This window comes from Henriciella sp., from assembly GCF_029937755.1.
Lineage (GTDB): Bacteria > Pseudomonadota > Alphaproteobacteria > Caulobacterales > Hyphomonadaceae > Henriciella.
In genome coordinates this window covers 126,960-142,085 of sequence record NZ_JAPYPG010000004.1, presented here as the reverse complement: position 1 = coordinate 142,085, position 15,126 = coordinate 126,960, and the positions used below count along the sequence as shown (strand labels likewise).

At 61.4% G+C, this 15,126-nt stretch carries 18 protein-coding genes; 14 read left to right on the top strand and 4 right to left on the bottom strand.

Annotated elements, in window-relative coordinates:
- Window positions 1–47: 47 nt before the first annotated feature.
- Genes flaF through Q1K29_RS10430 form a run of 3 tightly spaced genes read left to right on the top strand, consistent with a single transcriptional unit; the run spans window position 48 to window position 1,705 of the window.
- The gene (gene flaF, locus Q1K29_RS10440) at window positions 48–437 is read left to right on the top strand and encodes a flagellar biosynthesis regulator FlaF (RefSeq protein WP_300394419.1); all 390 of its coding nucleotides are present in this window, start codon (window positions 48–50) and stop codon (window positions 435–437) included.
- On the top strand, window positions 438–860 hold the full coding sequence (locus Q1K29_RS10435) for a flagellar biosynthesis repressor FlbT (RefSeq protein WP_300394416.1): 423 nt from the start codon (window positions 438–440) through the stop codon (window positions 858–860).
- Between the two features lie 5 nt (window positions 861–865).
- Window positions 866–1,705 (top strand): DUF1217 domain-containing protein, encoded by an 840-nt coding sequence (locus tag Q1K29_RS10430; protein ID WP_300394413.1) that lies wholly within the window; start codon window positions 866–868, stop codon window positions 1,703–1,705.
- Here the strand turns inward: Q1K29_RS10430 and Q1K29_RS10425 are convergent.
- Entirely contained in the window at window positions 1,689–3,014 is a 1,326-nt protein-coding gene (locus tag Q1K29_RS10425) for a FliI/YscN family ATPase (RefSeq protein WP_300394410.1), read from the bottom strand. The two genes, Q1K29_RS10430 and Q1K29_RS10425, sit on opposite strands and share 17 nt — an antisense overlap.
- Before the next feature lie 85 nt (window positions 3,015–3,099).
- Between Q1K29_RS10425 and Q1K29_RS10420 the strand changes: the two genes are divergently transcribed.
- The 8 genes from Q1K29_RS10420 to Q1K29_RS10385 are packed head-to-tail and all read left to right on the top strand — an operon-like array spanning window position 3,100 to window position 8,688.
- Window positions 3,100–3,459 (top strand): flagellar biosynthesis protein FlgB, encoded by a 360-nt coding sequence (locus Q1K29_RS10420; RefSeq protein WP_300394407.1) that lies wholly within the window; start codon window positions 3,100–3,102, stop codon window positions 3,457–3,459.
- A 13-nt stretch (window positions 3,460–3,472) separates the two neighbouring features.
- Window positions 3,473–3,856, top strand: coding sequence for a flagellar basal body rod C-terminal domain-containing protein (locus Q1K29_RS10415; protein ID WP_300394404.1), 384 nt, complete (start codon window positions 3,473–3,475; stop codon window positions 3,854–3,856).
- Between the two features lie 10 nt (window positions 3,857–3,866).
- A complete protein-coding gene (locus tag Q1K29_RS10410; protein WP_300394400.1) occupies window positions 3,867–4,163 on the top strand; it encodes a flagellar hook-basal body complex protein FliE in 297 nt (98 codons plus the stop codon).
- Window positions 4,164–4,169: 6 nt separating this feature from the next.
- A complete protein-coding gene (locus Q1K29_RS10405; protein WP_300394398.1) occupies window positions 4,170–4,433 on the top strand; it encodes a flagellar biosynthetic protein FliQ in 264 nt (87 codons plus the stop codon).
- A gap of 15 nt (window positions 4,434–4,448) precedes the next feature.
- Window positions 4,449–6,527 carry a flagellar biosynthesis protein FlhA gene (locus Q1K29_RS10400; RefSeq protein WP_300394396.1) on the top strand — a complete coding sequence of 693 codons (2,079 nt, stop codon included), beginning with the start codon at window positions 4,449–4,451 and terminating at the stop codon, window positions 6,525–6,527.
- Window positions 6,527–7,282, top strand: coding sequence for a flagellar biosynthetic protein FliR (locus tag Q1K29_RS10395; RefSeq protein WP_300394393.1), 756 nt, complete (start codon window positions 6,527–6,529; stop codon window positions 7,280–7,282). The genes Q1K29_RS10400 and Q1K29_RS10395 overlap by 1 nt, the downstream gene beginning before the upstream one ends.
- On the top strand, window positions 7,283–8,356 hold the full coding sequence (locus tag Q1K29_RS10390) for a flagellar type III secretion system protein FlhB (RefSeq protein WP_300394390.1): 1,074 nt from the start codon (window positions 7,283–7,285) through the stop codon (window positions 8,354–8,356).
- Between the two features lie 8 nt (window positions 8,357–8,364).
- Window positions 8,365–8,688, top strand: a complete 324-nt coding sequence (locus Q1K29_RS10385) for a hypothetical protein (protein WP_300394388.1) — start codon at window positions 8,365–8,367, stop codon at window positions 8,686–8,688.
- A gap of 4 nt (window positions 8,689–8,692) precedes the next feature.
- Here Q1K29_RS10385 and Q1K29_RS10380 read toward each other — a convergent pair whose 3' ends face one another.
- Window positions 8,693–9,778, bottom strand: a complete 1,086-nt coding sequence (locus Q1K29_RS10380; RefSeq protein WP_300394385.1) for a diguanylate cyclase — start codon at window positions 9,776–9,778, stop codon at window positions 8,693–8,695.
- A gap of 118 nt (window positions 9,779–9,896) precedes the next feature.
- Window positions 9,897–10,997 carry a GNAT family N-acetyltransferase gene (locus tag Q1K29_RS10375; RefSeq protein ID WP_300394382.1) on the bottom strand — a complete coding sequence of 367 codons (1,101 nt, stop codon included), beginning with the start codon at window positions 10,995–10,997 and terminating at the stop codon, window positions 9,897–9,899.
- A 35-nt stretch (window positions 10,998–11,032) separates the two neighbouring features.
- Here Q1K29_RS10375 and Q1K29_RS10370 point away from each other — a divergent pair, with 35 nt between their 5' ends.
- Together Q1K29_RS10370 and Q1K29_RS10365 are read left to right on the top strand one after the other, a co-directional pair.
- Window positions 11,033–11,803 (top strand): polysaccharide deacetylase family protein, encoded by a 771-nt coding sequence (locus Q1K29_RS10370; RefSeq protein ID WP_300394379.1) that lies wholly within the window; start codon window positions 11,033–11,035, stop codon window positions 11,801–11,803.
- 96 nt (window positions 11,804–11,899) lie between these two features.
- Window positions 11,900–12,391, top strand: coding sequence for a flavin reductase family protein (locus Q1K29_RS10365; protein WP_300394376.1), 492 nt, complete (start codon window positions 11,900–11,902; stop codon window positions 12,389–12,391).
- 3 nt (window positions 12,392–12,394) lie between these two features.
- Here the strand turns inward: Q1K29_RS10365 and Q1K29_RS10360 are convergent, their stop codons facing one another.
- Window positions 12,395–13,828 carry an efflux transporter outer membrane subunit gene (locus Q1K29_RS10360; protein ID WP_300394373.1) on the bottom strand — a complete coding sequence of 478 codons (1,434 nt, stop codon included), beginning with the start codon at window positions 13,826–13,828 and terminating at the stop codon, window positions 12,395–12,397.
- 99 nt (window positions 13,829–13,927) lie between these two features.
- On the opposite strand from Q1K29_RS10360, the gene Q1K29_RS10355 reads away from it, so the two are divergent.
- Window positions 13,928–15,121 carry an efflux RND transporter periplasmic adaptor subunit gene (locus tag Q1K29_RS10355; protein WP_300394370.1) on the top strand — a complete coding sequence of 398 codons (1,194 nt, stop codon included), beginning with the start codon at window positions 13,928–13,930 and terminating at the stop codon, window positions 15,119–15,121.
- The last annotated feature ends 5 nt before the right edge of the window (window positions 15,122–15,126 follow it).

Genomic DNA, 15,126 nt, shown 5'->3' with positions numbered 1-15,126 from the left:
GCGCCTCGCGCGCCCGGATCATTTTATTAGAGTTGAAGTGAGGGGAAATGCACCAGCTGGCTTACAAGGCGTACGGCGAAGTCACCAACCGTACCGCGAGTGACAAACAAGTCGAATACGCCCTGTTCCGCGAGATCACGCAGTCTCTTCAGCATGTCTCCCAGAATGAAGATGTACCCGCGCCCGAATGGGCCGACGCCATTGACCGGAACCTCCAGCTCTGGACGCTCCTGTCGACCGACCTGATGAACGAGCAAAACCAGCTCGACGCCAACCTCAGGCGCAGTCTGATTATCCTGGCAGAATCCGTTCGCCGTATCAGTCATCGCGTGCTCGGCGGCTCCGAAGAGCTGCAGGACCTCATCGATATCAATGAAACGATCATGCAGGGCCTTTCCGGGCAGACCGGTCAGGCCGATGCAGGGGAGGCGGCTTAAATGTCAGGTCTGGTACTCAAGCTCGCTCCGGGCGAGCGTGTCGTCATCAACGGCGCAACACTGGAAAACGGCGACAAGGCGAGCAGCCTGAGGGTCACCGATGGTGATGCGCGCGTGCTGCGCTGCCGCGATGCGCTACGGCCGGACGAGGTCAATACGCCCGTCAAGCAGGTCTACTATGCCATCCAGCTTCTCATCACCGGCGATCTCGAGGAGGAGAACGTCCTCGAGGCGCTGGGCAAGGAATGCGATGCGCTTGAAGATGTCTTCGCAACCATCGATCCGCGCATGATCCCCGTGCTGCGTAAAATGATCGACCGCGGCAACTATTATTCAGCCCTTTGCCATCTCAAGCACATCGTCTCCCTCGAGGCGGAGCTGCTGCGCCATGGCGAACTGATGTCCGAGCGCAAGGTAGCCTGAAGGCGATGTTCCAGCCCGCCATCCCCATGTCAGGATACGGCGGCTGGAAGCTGCTGCAGGCGACCTATGATCGCCAGTTCGAGGGTTTCTCCCAGAGCCCCAGCGTCTCCAATGACCGCTCATATTTCCTCGAAAAGTTCTCCAAGCCCGTCGAGCTTGAGACCTTCCTGTCCGACAAGCGCCTGCTGCGTGTGTCCCTGACGGTATTCGACCTGGGTGGTGAGGAATGGAAAGGCGGTTTTATCCGCAAGGTTGTCGAGGAAGCCGCTGACCCGGAGAGCACATTTCTCCAGCGGCTCAACAATCCCGACTACACGAATTTCTCCAAGGTCTTCAAACTTCAGGACGGCAAGATCGCCCTGACGGAAGAGGCCGCGCTGGAGCTTGCCGACAAGTTCGAGTCCGCGGCGTTCCGCGAGGCCGTTGGCGATGTTGACAACAGCATGCGTCTGAGCCTGAACTATCAGAAGAAGATCGTCGAAATCGCGGGCTCCAGCTCCAGCGAGAACGCCAAGCTGTACCGTTTGCTCGGCAATGTGCCGATGCGTACCGTCATGGAAACCGCGCTCGGCCTGCCTTCGGATTTCACCAAGCTCGACATCGACCGGCAGGCGCAAATCCTGAAGGAACAGCTTCAGAGCAAGGTCGGTATCACCGACATCTCCGAGCTTGCCGAGCCGGAGAAGATGGACAAGGTCATCCAGCGCTATCACGCAATGGAATCGATCAATAAGGGCCCGTCAGCCACAACGCCGGGCTATGCTGCGCTCACCCTGCTGGGCGGCTCGGGATCGGGCTTCGGCGCGCAGGCGAGCGAGAACCTCTTCCTCAGCCTGCTTCGTTAGGCTTGTTGCCGGACTCCAGAAGGCTTTTCAGTAAATCGAACGCGATCGGGATGCCGTGCTCGTTCTTGAGTGACACGAAGCCGTCGAGATGCGGGAAGAGATCGATCGACCGGTCACCCTGCGGATCGTGGCCGCGTTCATAGAGATTGGCGCGCAGCATCGGCGCGATTTCCTCATAGAGCGAGAGTGTGCGCCGGTATTCCTTGATCAGTGTGTTTTCATCCTCTGATGCAGCGCGCGGCAGGGAGCGCGAGACACTGCGCAACACGTCGATGGCAGGATAGCGCCCACGGTCGGCGATACGCCGGTCCATGATGATGTGGCCGTCCAGGATGCCCCGCACCATATCGGCGACGGGCTCCTCCATGTCGGAGCCTGCAACCAGCACAGAAAAGACCGCCGTGATGTCGCCCTGCGCCTCGGTGCCGGGCCCGGCGCGTTCCGCCAGTTCGGCAATCGTGCGCACAGTGGAGGGCGGGAAGGCGTTCAGCGCGGGGGTCTCGCCGGCCACAAGGGCTGTTTCGCGGTGGGCTTCGGCAAAGCGGGTGATGGAATCGAACAGGAGCAGCACCTGGCGGCCCTCGTCGCGGAAATGCTCCGCCGTGGCCATGGCGCAATAGGCCGCGCGTTTCTTGGCGCCCGGCGGTTCGCTGGCGGTGGCGGCCACGACAACCGTCCGTTCCAGCGTTTCCGGCGACAGCGTGCGCGTGACGAACTCGTTGACCTCGCGCGAGCGCTCCCCGATCAGGCCGATGACGACGCGGTCAGCCTCGATCCCCCCAGCCAGTCCGCCGAGAAAGGTCGATTTACCGATGCCGGAACCTGCGAACAGGCCGAGGCGCTGGCCCCGGCATATGGGCAGGATCGTGTCGGTGATCATCCAGCCCGTACTCATCCGCTCCCCGAGCCCTTTGCGGGCGTGGGCGGATGGCGGGGCCGCATGAAGGCGCCGGCTCTTCAGGCCCGGCGGCGCCAGCGCCGGGTTTTCGGCGACGATCTCGCCGCGATAATTGACGATCTGGCCGAGCCAGTGATCCCCCGGCGTGACGCGCGCCTCGCGCTCCACCTCGACCTTGTCGCCAATGCGCACAGCGTCTGAATCGCGAAAGAGCAGGGCGGTGGCGCGTTCGTCATTGACCGAAAGGATCTCGCCATGCACCGGCCCGTCCGGTGTCGTCAGCGTGATCTCGTTGCCGATGCCGGCGACCTGGCTGATGCCGGCGATCTTTATCATGCCCGGCGCAACGTCCGTCACTGTCCCCCAAAGGCGGAACAATTGGTGTGGCCTCTTTTGCACAGTCTGCAACATGTAAACAGATCCCGCCGATTCATTAACTTTTTGTTCAAATTAGACGGGCAGTTTTTCCAAACAGTTAACCAGGATGATTCCGCCCGTGATTTCGAATCTGGACATCTTCAAGATCTACAGCGCCATGGCCCGCCATTCCGCGGAGAGCCAGCGCGTGGCCGCGACCAACATCGCGCGCGCCGATGAGCCGGGCTACAAGGCCAGCGAGATCGAGTCTTTCCAGGACTATCTCACACGGACCTCCTCAAGCCAGGCGATGGGGATGGAGTCGAGAGGCTTCCGCACCCACGACATTGAGGATGGCGCCTCGCCGAACGGCAATACCGTCGATATCGAGCAGGAAGTCTTCAAGGCAGCCGATGCGGTCGGCCAGCACGAGATGGCGGTCACTGTCTATACCAAGTCGCTCGACCTCCTCAGGTCGGCCATCGGCAAGAAGATGTAGGAGGGACTGAGGAATGAATTCACTCAAGGCCACGATGATGCAGGCGCTCGCAGGCATGGACTTCCAGTCCAAGCGCCTCGACGTCACCTCGCAGAACATCTCCAACGCCGACACGCCAGGCTACAAGCGCAAGGTGCTTGTGGTCGATGGCCCGCAGAGCGGGGCGAATGCCTTCAAGGCGACCCGCGTCCAGCTTGATGAGGCGGAGGGCGAGGAGCGCTACGATCCGGCCCACCCGATGGCCAACGACCAGGGCTATGTCACGCTCTCCAACGTCCAGGTTGTGACCGAAATGGCCGACATGCGCGAAGCCAATCGCAGCTATGAGGCCAATCTGAATTCCTTCCAGCAGGCCCGGTCTATGTACCGCTCGCTGCTGGATGTTCTGAGACGATAGGAGGGGTTAGATGGCTGATGTCAGCTTCAATGCATATGCCGCGCTGAATTCCGTAAAGTCGGCTCAGGCCAAGGGGCCATCGCCGGCAGCCGAAGAGGGCAAGAACCCGGTCGCCGAAAGCTTCGCCGACTTCAAGGCGACAATCGAGCAGGCCGAAAAGACCGCCGTAGACACGGCTGTTTCCGGTGCCGATCCGCACGCCATGGTCGAGGCGCTCGCCAATGCCGAGCTCGTTCTCGACGCTGCGGTGACCATTCGCGACAAGGTTGTCGAAGCCTATCAGGAACTGCTGAGGATGCCGGTCTAGGCCTTCATGACCGAACTCGCGATCTTTGAAGTCCTCCGGAGCGCACTCTGGTCCGCCGTGCTAATGAGCCTGCCGATCCTGTCGGTGACGCTCATTCTCGGTTTTGTTGTGGGCCTGTTGCAGGCGCTGACCTCCATTCAGGAAATGACGCTGACCTTCGTGCCGAAGATCTTCGCCGTGGTCGTCGTCATCTTCCTGACGCTCGGCTACATGACGCGGATCGCGCTCGACCTGTTCAACAATTCCATCCTTCCGCTCGTGGCCAGTTAGGGACCGACGCGCTTCATGCCGAATGTGAGACTCTTCGACCTCTCCAAGCCGACCGCCTTGCTGGCGATCGGCCTGATGATGGTCATCCTGGTCATGGTGCTGCCAGTCCCGGCCTGGGTGATGGACATCGGGCTGACCCTCTCCTTCGCCTTCGCGATCCTGATTTTCACCACCTCGATCTTTATCGAGAGGCCGCTTGATTTCTCGTCCTTTCCCAGTGTGCTGCTGGCATCGCTGATCCTGCGGCTGGCGCTCAACGTGTCCTCGACCAAGCTGATCATTTCTGACGGTCATACCGGGACGGATGCTGCTGGCGGTGTGATCGAGGGCTTCGCCATGTTCATCATGGGCGGCAATTTGTTTGTCGGCCTCGTTGTGTTCGGCGTCCTGGTGATCGTGAACTTCATGGTCATCACCAAGGGTGCGGGCCGGATGGCCGAGGTCGGCGCGCGGTTTGCCCTCGATGCCATGCCCGGCAAGCAGCTTGCCATCGACTCAGACCTCGCCGTCGGCGCGATCAGCCACGAAGAAGCAAAGATGCGCCGCCAGAAGGAGCAGGAGGAAGCCTCCTTCCTCGGGTCGCTCGATGGTGCGTCGAAGTTCGTGAAAGGTGACGCCATTGCCGGCCTGCTCATCACCGCGCTCAACCTTGTCGCGGGTATCGGCTTCGGCATGTTTACCCACCAGCTCTCCTTCACCGAGGCGCTGAGCAATTATTCCATCCTGACGGTCGGTGACGGTCTCGTCTCGCAGATCCCGGCCGTGATCGTCTCCGTCTCCGCTGCGCTGCTGCTGTCCAAGGGCAAGGATGACGGCGCGATTGACGAAGCGCTTGGCAAGCAGCTCGCCGGGAATGCGACGGCGCTGATGATCGTTGCGGGTATTCTCGGTGTCTTTGCGCTGCTGCCGGGCCTGCCCTTTATCCCCTTCATGCTGGCGGCCGCCGGTTTTGGCGCGTCCTCCTGGCTGATCCGCCGTACCGCGGACGCCAAGGCAGCCGAAGCCGAGCAGGGTCAGGAGACCGAAGAGGCCCCGGCTGCGAAGATCGGGGATTCCATCTATTCCGACGAAATCCACCTCGAAGTGGCGCCCGATCTCGTCAGCATGGTGCTGCAGGGCGCTGGCGGCTTCGAGAGCCGGATCGACAAGATCCGCCGCTATATCGCGGAAGAGTATGGTTTTGTCCTGCCGTCCATCCGCATGACGGACAATCCGACGCTCAAGAAGAATGATTATCGCATCCGTATCCAGGGCGTTAAGGTCGATGGCGGCACGCTGCGGCCGGGCTCCGTTCTGGCGCTGATGGAAGACAATCAGCTGCCACACCTGCAGGGCGAGAAGGTGAAGGAACCGGTCTACAAGGCTGATGCCCGCTGGCTCACCAATGGGCAGAAGCAGGAACTCGCCGCCGCCGGCATTCCCGCTGTCGAGGCGACCGAGGTGCTCGCCACCCACATGCTGGAAGTCATCCAGAACAATTTCTCGCTCGTCTTCACCCGCATGGTGATGCTCGACACGCTCGACGCGCTGACCCGCCTGAGCGATCCGGAACGCGCCTCCGCCAACCAGCGCTTCCTTGATGAATACATCCCCGGCAAGGTCTCGCCGGAGCTGCTGTTGACCGTGCTGCGTCTGCTGCTGGAGGAGCGCGTCTCCATCCGCAATCTGTTCCTGATCATCGAGACGGTCGCCGAAGTGAAGGCCCAGTCCAACAATCCGCATCGCATCGTCGAGATGGTCCGTCAGCGCCTCGGCTTTCAGATCGTCGACCGCCTGCAGGACACGCAAGGCCGCCTGCCGCTGCTGCAGCTCTCGGCAAACTGGGAGCAGCGCTTCAGCGAGCATGAGGTCAACAAGGATGATGGCCAGTCCGACATCGCCCTGCCGCCGGACCTGTTTGGCGAGCTGACGACGTCGGTGCAGTCGAAACTCAACGAGGCCGCCCAGAAGGGCGTTGTGGCGGCTGTGGCGACCTCGTCGCGCCGGCGCCGCTTCCTTCAGACTGTGCTGGCCAGCAAGGGCATCCGCAATTCCGTGCTGGCCTATGAGGAGATCGGCTCGAAGAGCAAGCCCTATATCGTCGGCGTGGTCTGATGCCTGACAGCGGCGTTCTCACCGCTGAACTCACCGCGTGGATTGCCCTTCTCATGGTGATCGTTGCGCGGCTGTCCTTCGTCGTCTTCCTGATGCCGGGGATCGGCGAGCAGACCGTGCCGGTCCGGGTGCGCGGTGCTGTCTTGCTCGCGGTTGCCTTCGCCTTTGCAACCGCCGGGGTCATCGGCCAGCCGGATACTGCGAGCCTCACCACCTTTTTCAGCCTGATGATATCGGAAGCGGTGATCGGGCTTTTCCTCGGCATTCTGCTCCGGTTGTCGATCTGGATGCTCTCGATTGCCGGCACCCTGATCGCGCAGGTCATCGGGCTGGCCCAGATGCTCGGTATTGCGCTGGAGACAGAAGCGCAGACGCTGACGGCGAACATGCTTTCCATGGCCGGCACCGCGCTCCTGCTGTCGATGGATTACCATATCAGCGTCGTCGCGCGGCTGGCCCAGCTCTATGGTGAAATCCCGGCGGGGGCCCTGTCGGAGATCGATGTGACCTTCCTGATCAATTCGAGCTTCGATGCCTTTACCTTCGCCGTGTTGCTCGCCTGGCCATTCGTGGCGATCAACCTGCTCTACAACATCTGCCTGGGCTTCATTAACAAGGCGCTGCCCTCGCTCATGGTCGCCTTTGTCGGCGCCCCCTTCATGATCGGGGCAGGGCTGATCCTGCTAACCGCCTCCATCACGACCATGCTCATGGTCTGGCTGGACCGCGTGCCCTCACTGGTGGGGTGGCTGTAGATGGCCGAGGAGAATGAACAGAGTGGCGAAAAGGAGTTCGAAGCCACTGAGCAGCGTCTCAGGGAGGCACGCAAGGACGGCGATGTTCCGCAGTCCAAGGAGACCAACACCTTTGCGCTGATCGCGGGCATGATCCTCGCGGCCTTTGCCTACAGCGCAACCTTTGCTGGCGAGGTCTTCGCGCAGATGTCCTCGCTCTTTTACCATGCCGATGCCTATTCCAACGACATATTCTCCGGCGGCGGGGCACAGGCGGAGCGCTGGGTCGCGGGCCTCCTGATGAGTTTCGCGCCGCTCTTCGTGATGGTGTTTGCCTTTGTCTTGATCGCGCTCGTCGTCCAGCGCGCGATCGCGTTCTCCGCCAAGAAGATCAAGCCGGATGCGAAGAAGCTGTCACCAGCGGAAAACCTGAAGAAGAAGTACGGGCCGAAGGGCCTGCTCGACTTTCTGAAGGACACCGCGAAGATGCTGTTTGCCGGGCTCATCGCGTCGGTCTTCCTGTGGCACTTCGTGCAGAACTATTACGGCTCCAGTGCCGTCCAGAAGGGGCAGTTCTTCCAGTTCACCTTCTCGCAGGTGATGCTGCTCTTCACGCTCTTTGGCGCCTTCTATTTCGTCCTCGCTGCCGTCGACCTGCCACTGCAGAAACAGCTCCACGCCAACAAGCTGAAAATGACGCGCGAGGACATGAAGAAGGAGATGAAGCAGTCGGAAGGCGACCCGCAACTCAAGCAGCAGCGCCGCGAGAAAGCGACGAAGATTTCCCGCAGCGAGATGCTGGGCAATGTGAAGTCGGCCAGCGTCGTCATGGTCAACCCGGAGCACTATGCCGTCGCCCTGAAATGGGATCCGGAAAGCGGCAAGGCGCCGGTCTGCGTTGCCAAAGGCGTGGACCATCTGGCGGCCAAGATCCGCGAGATCGCGATCACCAACAATGTCCCCATCCATCGCGACCCGCCGGCAGCCCGCTCGATCTACCGGCTCATCGATATCGATGAGGAGATCCATGCCGAGCACTTCGCCGCCGTTGCCGCTGCAATCAGTTTCGCCGAGCGTCTGAAAGAGCATATGTGAGCCGCGCGATGATCAGGCCTGACCAGACCTTGCAGAAACTCGTCTCGCTGAAACGCCAGAAGGCCGAGCAGGTCTTCGCGCAGGCGAAAGCGGACGTCATGGCGGAAGAGAAGCGGCTGGCGCGCCTGCTCGAAGCGCTCGCAGCTCTGGATGAGACGGGGGCGGGGTATGAAGATTTCGCCCTCTCGATGCGCTTCGGTCACTCCGATCACCTGATGAAGCAGGCCGACGAGGTGCGCGAGGCCCTTCATCAGAGACGCGCAAAGCTGGAAGTGGCAAAGCAGGCACTCAGGAGCGCGATGCATTCCGAGGATCAGGTCTCAGGCGGCTGAGCGCTCAGGCAGCGGCGTCGACAATGCCTTCAGCCTGAACCTGGTTACGGCCGAGATCCTTGGCCAGGTACAGCTTGCGGTCCGCCTGTTCGATGAAGCCCTTGGCGTCGATGCCCGGCTTGTGACTCGCAATCCCGAACGAGGCGGTAATCTTGCCCAGCCCCTGGCGCGACTGTTTGAAAATCAGGTTGGTCTTCGAGAATTGCAGGCGGATCTTGTCGATCAGGCCGTATGCCGACTCGATATCCGTACGCGGAAGAATAACGGCAAATTCTTCTCCGCCATAGCGCGCGACCATGTCCTGGCCCTTGATGTTCTCACTGATAATGGCGGCAAAGACCTTCAGCACTTCGTCGCCGACGCGGTGACCGTAAGTGTCGTTGACCTTTTTGAAATGGTCGATGTCAGCAAGCACCAGGCAAAGCTCGCTGTCTGGCGCGGTACAAGCTTCAATCTCGGCCGTGAGGCGAGCGTCAAACGCACGGCGGTTGGCAACAGATGTCAGCGGGTCACGCATGCTCTGGCTGCGGACTTCCTCAAGCTCGCGGTTGAGCTTCTCGATCTGTTTTTGGGATTCGCGCAGGCCGCTATTGAGCTCCATGCTCTGCTCGGCCATGCGGCGGTTCTCGACCATCAGCTTGGAGATGATCGCATCAATGCTGTCGGTCGAGGCGGTTTGCGGAAGGCCTTCCTCAATCTGATTGAGGGTCTCGTTGAAGGACTCGCTGTCACTGACGCTTTTCTGGATCATCGTCAGCACGGAGGCGAGCTGGCTTTCGAATTGCCGGCCGATAGTCTGCTGAGCCGCCTGCACATCCCCTTCGTTCAGATGGCTCTTGCAGACTTCATCGATTTCGTAGGCAGAGATATCGCCGCCCTTTTCAAGCATCTCGTCCACGGTGGATACAAGATCGGTATTCGAACGGGAGACATAGGCGAACCAGAGCGCATATGTACTGGGATAAGGTGGCGTCTCGTAACGGTCGATCATCCTGAAGGCCTGACCGGCCAGATCGTACACGTCCTTGTGCTGACGTTTTGTTGGCGCGACCACGCCAGCGTCCCCTGCCTTTTTCTCGGCTACACTCATGATGCCGTCTCCACCCCGAAAACCTGTTCCGGGAGGTATGCACTGAGACTTTCGATATTTGGTTAACAAGGTGGCACTCTGCATGCCGATATAGGCGGCGAAGGCCTAACCGATCCGCTTATGCGCTTAACCGTCCCATAAGGGCGACCCGGTCGACCTTGCGCGCCAGCTTGGCCGGCAAGGCGGAAAGCCGGCCACCGCGGGCCTCGCGCGCCTGGCTCCATGCGTTGAAGCGTGTGAGTATTTTTTGCGGGGTGGCGACAGCAAGAACGCCCTGGCGTACCGGCGCGGCATAGCTCGCCATCTGGCGCTTGTACTGGACGTTACCGAGCCCGAGATGGAATTCGCTGATGCCTTCTCCAGCCGCCCATTCAGCAAGCGAGAACAGCATGGCATGGCCCGGCTTGAGATCGGCAAAGGCCTTCTCATAGCCCGGATACCAGTAGTGCAGCACCGAGGCTGAGCGCATGCAGAGACATGCCGCCGCCACCTCGCCATTGATCTTCATGATCGACATCACGCCGCGAACTTCACCGGTCTCTTCATGACACAACGCATCGAGCAAAGCCTGCGGCCAGCCGAGTGAGAAGACGTCGAAATGGCCGGCACTGGCATAGCCGTCCTGCTTGAGTTCGATCAGACGGTTGAAAACCCTGGGGTCGAAGCGGTCATGCGTGATCTCGATCTCGTGATCGTCGAACAGCTTCAGGATCTTGCGATGCGTGCGCCGGAAGGCGCTGTTCGCCTCATAGCGTTCCGCGAGCCAGCCATCATAGCCAGCCGACAGGTCGATAATCTGGTTGCCTTCACCGGTCATGCCTGACAGCCCATGACGGGCCTGCTGGTAGGGCACGGCAGAGAAGGCATAGCCGCCAAGACCGGCCGTCTCGAGCGCAGTGGAGAGATTAATGGCGCTATCCGGTGAGGCGATGACGCCGTGCAGGTCCGCAAGCGGGCCATCCGGCGGGCGGCAGGTCCCGATCAGGTCGCGCCGGAAGGGCAGGAAGCCCACGGTGCGTTCACCCTCGCACACTTTCAGGACCTCGATCCCGGGATGCACTTTCTCCAGTGTCTGCAGATATGAGAGGGCGAAGTAGGGGCTTGCCAGCGACGGATCTTCCGCTCGAAAGGACGTCCAGCTCGCCTTGTCGTTCGCAGACAGGGCTGGAAGCGGCAGAAGGGTCGCAGTCTGGGTCATCGTCTGGCGGGCATCTTGCATGGCGTGGGGCAACTCCATGTCCCCAGGAGGCAATCATGACCGCACTCGGTTACTATTTGGACAAGCCGGCCCGCAAAATTCGTGAGGCTGTGCCGCGTTTCGTCGCTCGCGACACACGCATGCTGCCGCAAGGCCGCTATGTGTCGATCTGCTTCGACGATTTTCCGAAGTCTGCCGTGCTGCAGGCCAAGCCTGAACTCGACAAGCGCGGCTGGAAGGCGACCTGGTATGCCGCTGGCGGCATGATGGCGAGCGACCATCCCGTTCATGGCCGCATGTTCGACCCGGAAGACCTGAAGCTCCTGCGGCGCGACGGTCATGATATTGGCTGCCATACCTATAGCCATATGGACTGTGTGCCGGCGTCTGATGAGGCCGTGCTGCGCGACATGGAGCGCAATCGTGCCTTCTTCCGCAAGCACCGTCTGCCAAGGGCGCGCAGCTTTGCCTTTCCGTATGGCAGGCTCGACGTCTCTTCAAAACGTCTCCTGATGAAACGCATGCCGGCGCTGCGCGGGGTTCGTCCCGGTATCCAGACCGGGGCGGCTGATCGTGGTTTGCTCAAGGCGACCGGCATTGAAGACCATAATGGCGGCACGCGGCTGGCGCTTAACCAGCTCTCAGCTCTCAATGCCGACCGCAGCTGGCTGATCCTCTTTACCCATGACATCGCCACGTCCCCGAGCGCGTGGGGCTGCACGCTGGAGGATTTCACCACCCTGCTCAACGCCATTGAACGGTCTGGTGCGGAAGTCGTGCCCGTGGCCGGCATGTTGAGCCGCATGGAGCGCCGTGCGCCAAACTGATGAGCTTGCGCTGACAAATTACGGCCCGCCGCTCGAATTTCTTCCAACTCTGCATATGTTTCGGGGAAAGCCCTCATACCCGGAGCAACAAACCCCATGACGAATGACAGCCAGTCATTCCGCGCCGCCATGGCGCAACTCGGCTCAGCCGTCTGTATCCTGACCACGGATGGCCCTGGCGGGCGCTATGGCATTACTGCGTCCGCAGTGACGGCTGTGTCGGATGACCCGCCCTCGCTGATCGTCTGCGTCAATCGCGGGTCCGGTGCCAATGCCGCTATCAAGGCAAACGGCCGGGTTTGCGTGAATGTCCTCTCCTGCGACCAGGAAGATGTCAGTTCGGCGTTCTCCGACAAGTCCATTCCGCCAGCGGAGCGGTTCGATACCGGGCATTGGGGCGAGAGCCCGCTGGGCAATCCCATCCTCGCAGCCACCGCGGCCTGTTTCGATTGCGAGATCGACAAGGCGGTCGAGTACGGGACGCACACCGTCTTTTTCTGCCATACAGCCGGGATCGAGGTCAGCGAGTCAGCGACCTGCCTGATCTATCAGGGTCGGGCCTATCACCGGATCGAAGGCTTCGGCTGAGCCTCAGCCCCCGAACGCATTATAGATATCGACCCGGCGGCGCAGTGCTTCATAGCGCGCCTGAACCTCTGAATCCCGCGAAGACAGCGTCTGGCGCTGCGCATCGATCAGGCTGATCAGGCTTTCCGCACCTTCCTTGTAGCGCAGCTCGACGAGGTCAAGCGCCCGCTCGGCGGCGCCGAGGGCCTTGGCCCTGAGCGCAGCTTCCTCGACAGCGTAGTTATAGGCTTCCAGCGAAGCATCTGTTTCCGTCAGGGCCTTGATGACGGTGCCTTCAAACCCGGCTTTTGCCGCTTCATACTCGGCTTCGGCCTGATCGATCTGGGCGCGGGTCAGCGGCAGGTTGAAGATGCCCCATGAAATGCGCGGTCCGAAGCTGTAGCCGAGCGCATCGCCTGTGAAGAGGTTGCCCGGTTCATTCGCCTGATAGGAGGCCTGCCCGGTCAACGAAATACTCGGATAGAGATCGGCCATCTCCGCGCCGATGGCGAGATTGGCTGCCGCGAGCTGGCGCTCGGCTGCGCGGATATCCGGCCGCCGGCGCAGCATTTCGATCGGCTGGCTAATCTTCACCGGCTGGAAGGCCTTCACCGGCGGGAGCGCATCGCTCTCAAACGGAGCGAGCGCCGGATAGGCCTCAAGGAAATCCGGGACCGTATTGCCGGTGAGCCGGGCCAGGCCTGACAGTGTCTCGGCGCGGGCCGTCTTCAGCGCGACAATGGCGGCGCGCGTCGTCTCGACCAGGTTGGTCTGGCGCTCGACATCAATGTCGGCAACCTCTCCGGCATCGCGCAGCTGGCGGGTCAGGTCCAACACGTCTTCCTGCCGGGCGAGGCTTTCCATGTTGACCGCGATGCGTGCGTCGAGCTCGCGCAGGGTGAGATAGGTGCTGGCGGTCTGGGTGGTGATGGCGCGGGCGGTGTCTGCGGCCACCGCTTCACGGCCGCCCAGCGCGGCTTCGGCCTGGGAGATGCTGTTGGCCACCCGTCCGAAAAGGTCCGCCTCCCAGCTTGCTTCAGCGCCGGCGGAATACAGCGTCTGGGCGGTGAACTCGAACGGCACGTCCGCCCCGAGCGAGCTGCTCGACTGTTTCTGGCGAACGACCGACCCCGTGAGCTGGCCCATCGGGAAACCGCTGGCGCGTGCGCTGGCGACAGCCGCCCGCGCCGCTTCGATGTTGGCGCGGGCCTCGGCAATGTCGAAATTGCTGGCGGCGGCATCCTCCACTAGGCGTGTCAGATGCGCGTCATCGAAGGCCTGCCACCAGTCGGTTTCAGAGACTGCGCCGGGTGCCAGAACATCGCTGTCGCCTGCCAGCCAGGCATCCTGATAAGTATCGAGTGCTGGTGGCTCGTATTCGGGTCCAACCGTCATGCATCCGGAAATGGCCAGGCCGGATAAAGCAAGAATTGAGACTTTTATGCGAAAAAGGGGCATCGAAGCATGGTCCGGCTGGCAAATTGCATAGGTCGTACCATGTACAAGCAATAGTGGCGCCGACCAAGAGCGAGCGCCAAAAGGTGTGTTGGGTATGCCATGTCTTCTGAACCGGTGAAAGACGGGGAAGGGTCGAACGGCCCCGGAAAAGTCTGGATTCTTGTCGGCCTGCTGGCGGCAGCCGCGGGCATTGCGATCATGGTGACTGCCGGCTCCGGCAGCGGCGTCAGCGAAACCGCGACCCAGCAGGAAGACAGTATCCCCTATGTCGAGACTGCCGCGGTCGAGTCAGCCGGTGACAGCTATCAGGTGACCGCGCCGGGCCGGTTGCAGGCCCGTGAGACGCTTCAGCTCGTCGGTGAGGTGTCCGGAAAGGTCACCGGCATCAATCCCGATCTCGAACTAGGCGGCCGCGTGACGCGTGGGGAAACGCTGGTGCAGATTGATGACGGTGACATCCGCGACGATATCGCCCAGGCAAAGGCGCAGCTTTCGACGGCTGAGGCGCGTCTCGAACAGGCCCGTGCCGAGCGTGATCGCCAGCAACGCCTCGCCGAGATTGGTGCGGCGCCCGAAAAGGCCGCCGAGCAGGCGGTTGCCGCTTTCGAGGATGCGCAGGCTTCCGTCGATCAGGCCGAGGCGCAGCTCGCTGTTGCGCGCCGCAGGCTTGAAAAGGCGTCCATCACTGCCCCCTTCGATGCCATCGTTACCGATGAAAACGTGTCGCTGGGTACCTTCGTTTCACCGGGGCAGTCGCTGGCGACATTGATCAGTGCGGGTGCTGGCGAGATACGCGCCAGCCTGCCCGCCGAAGACGTCAACGCCGTGCGCACGGCTCTCCGGGCGGCCGGTGATGAGCGTCTCGCGGTACGGGCCATACCAAACAGCAGCTCTCTTTCGAGCAAGCCGCTTGAAGGCTACCTCGCCGAATTCTCGCCCGTCATCGATCAGCAATCGCGCACCGCCACCATTATCGCAGTCTTCCCGGATGCGTTCACGCCAGAGAATGAAGGTGATGTGTTCACCGACGACTTCATGGACCTGGTCATACAGGGCGTGTCCGAAGCGCCGATCTGGCGCATTCCAGCCGGGGCTATCCGCCAGGACTCCTTTGTCTGGGTCGTGGATGAGAGTGAAGAAACCCGACGTGTGGAGGTCGAGCCGATCGACCGCAATCACAATGCCGTCCTTGTTCATGCGCCTGATCTTTCCGGTGGCGAGCGGGTGATGACGACCGTGCTTGCGGAAGAGATTGATGGCATGCGTGTCCACCTTGCGGAGACCGCCTCGTGATCAAG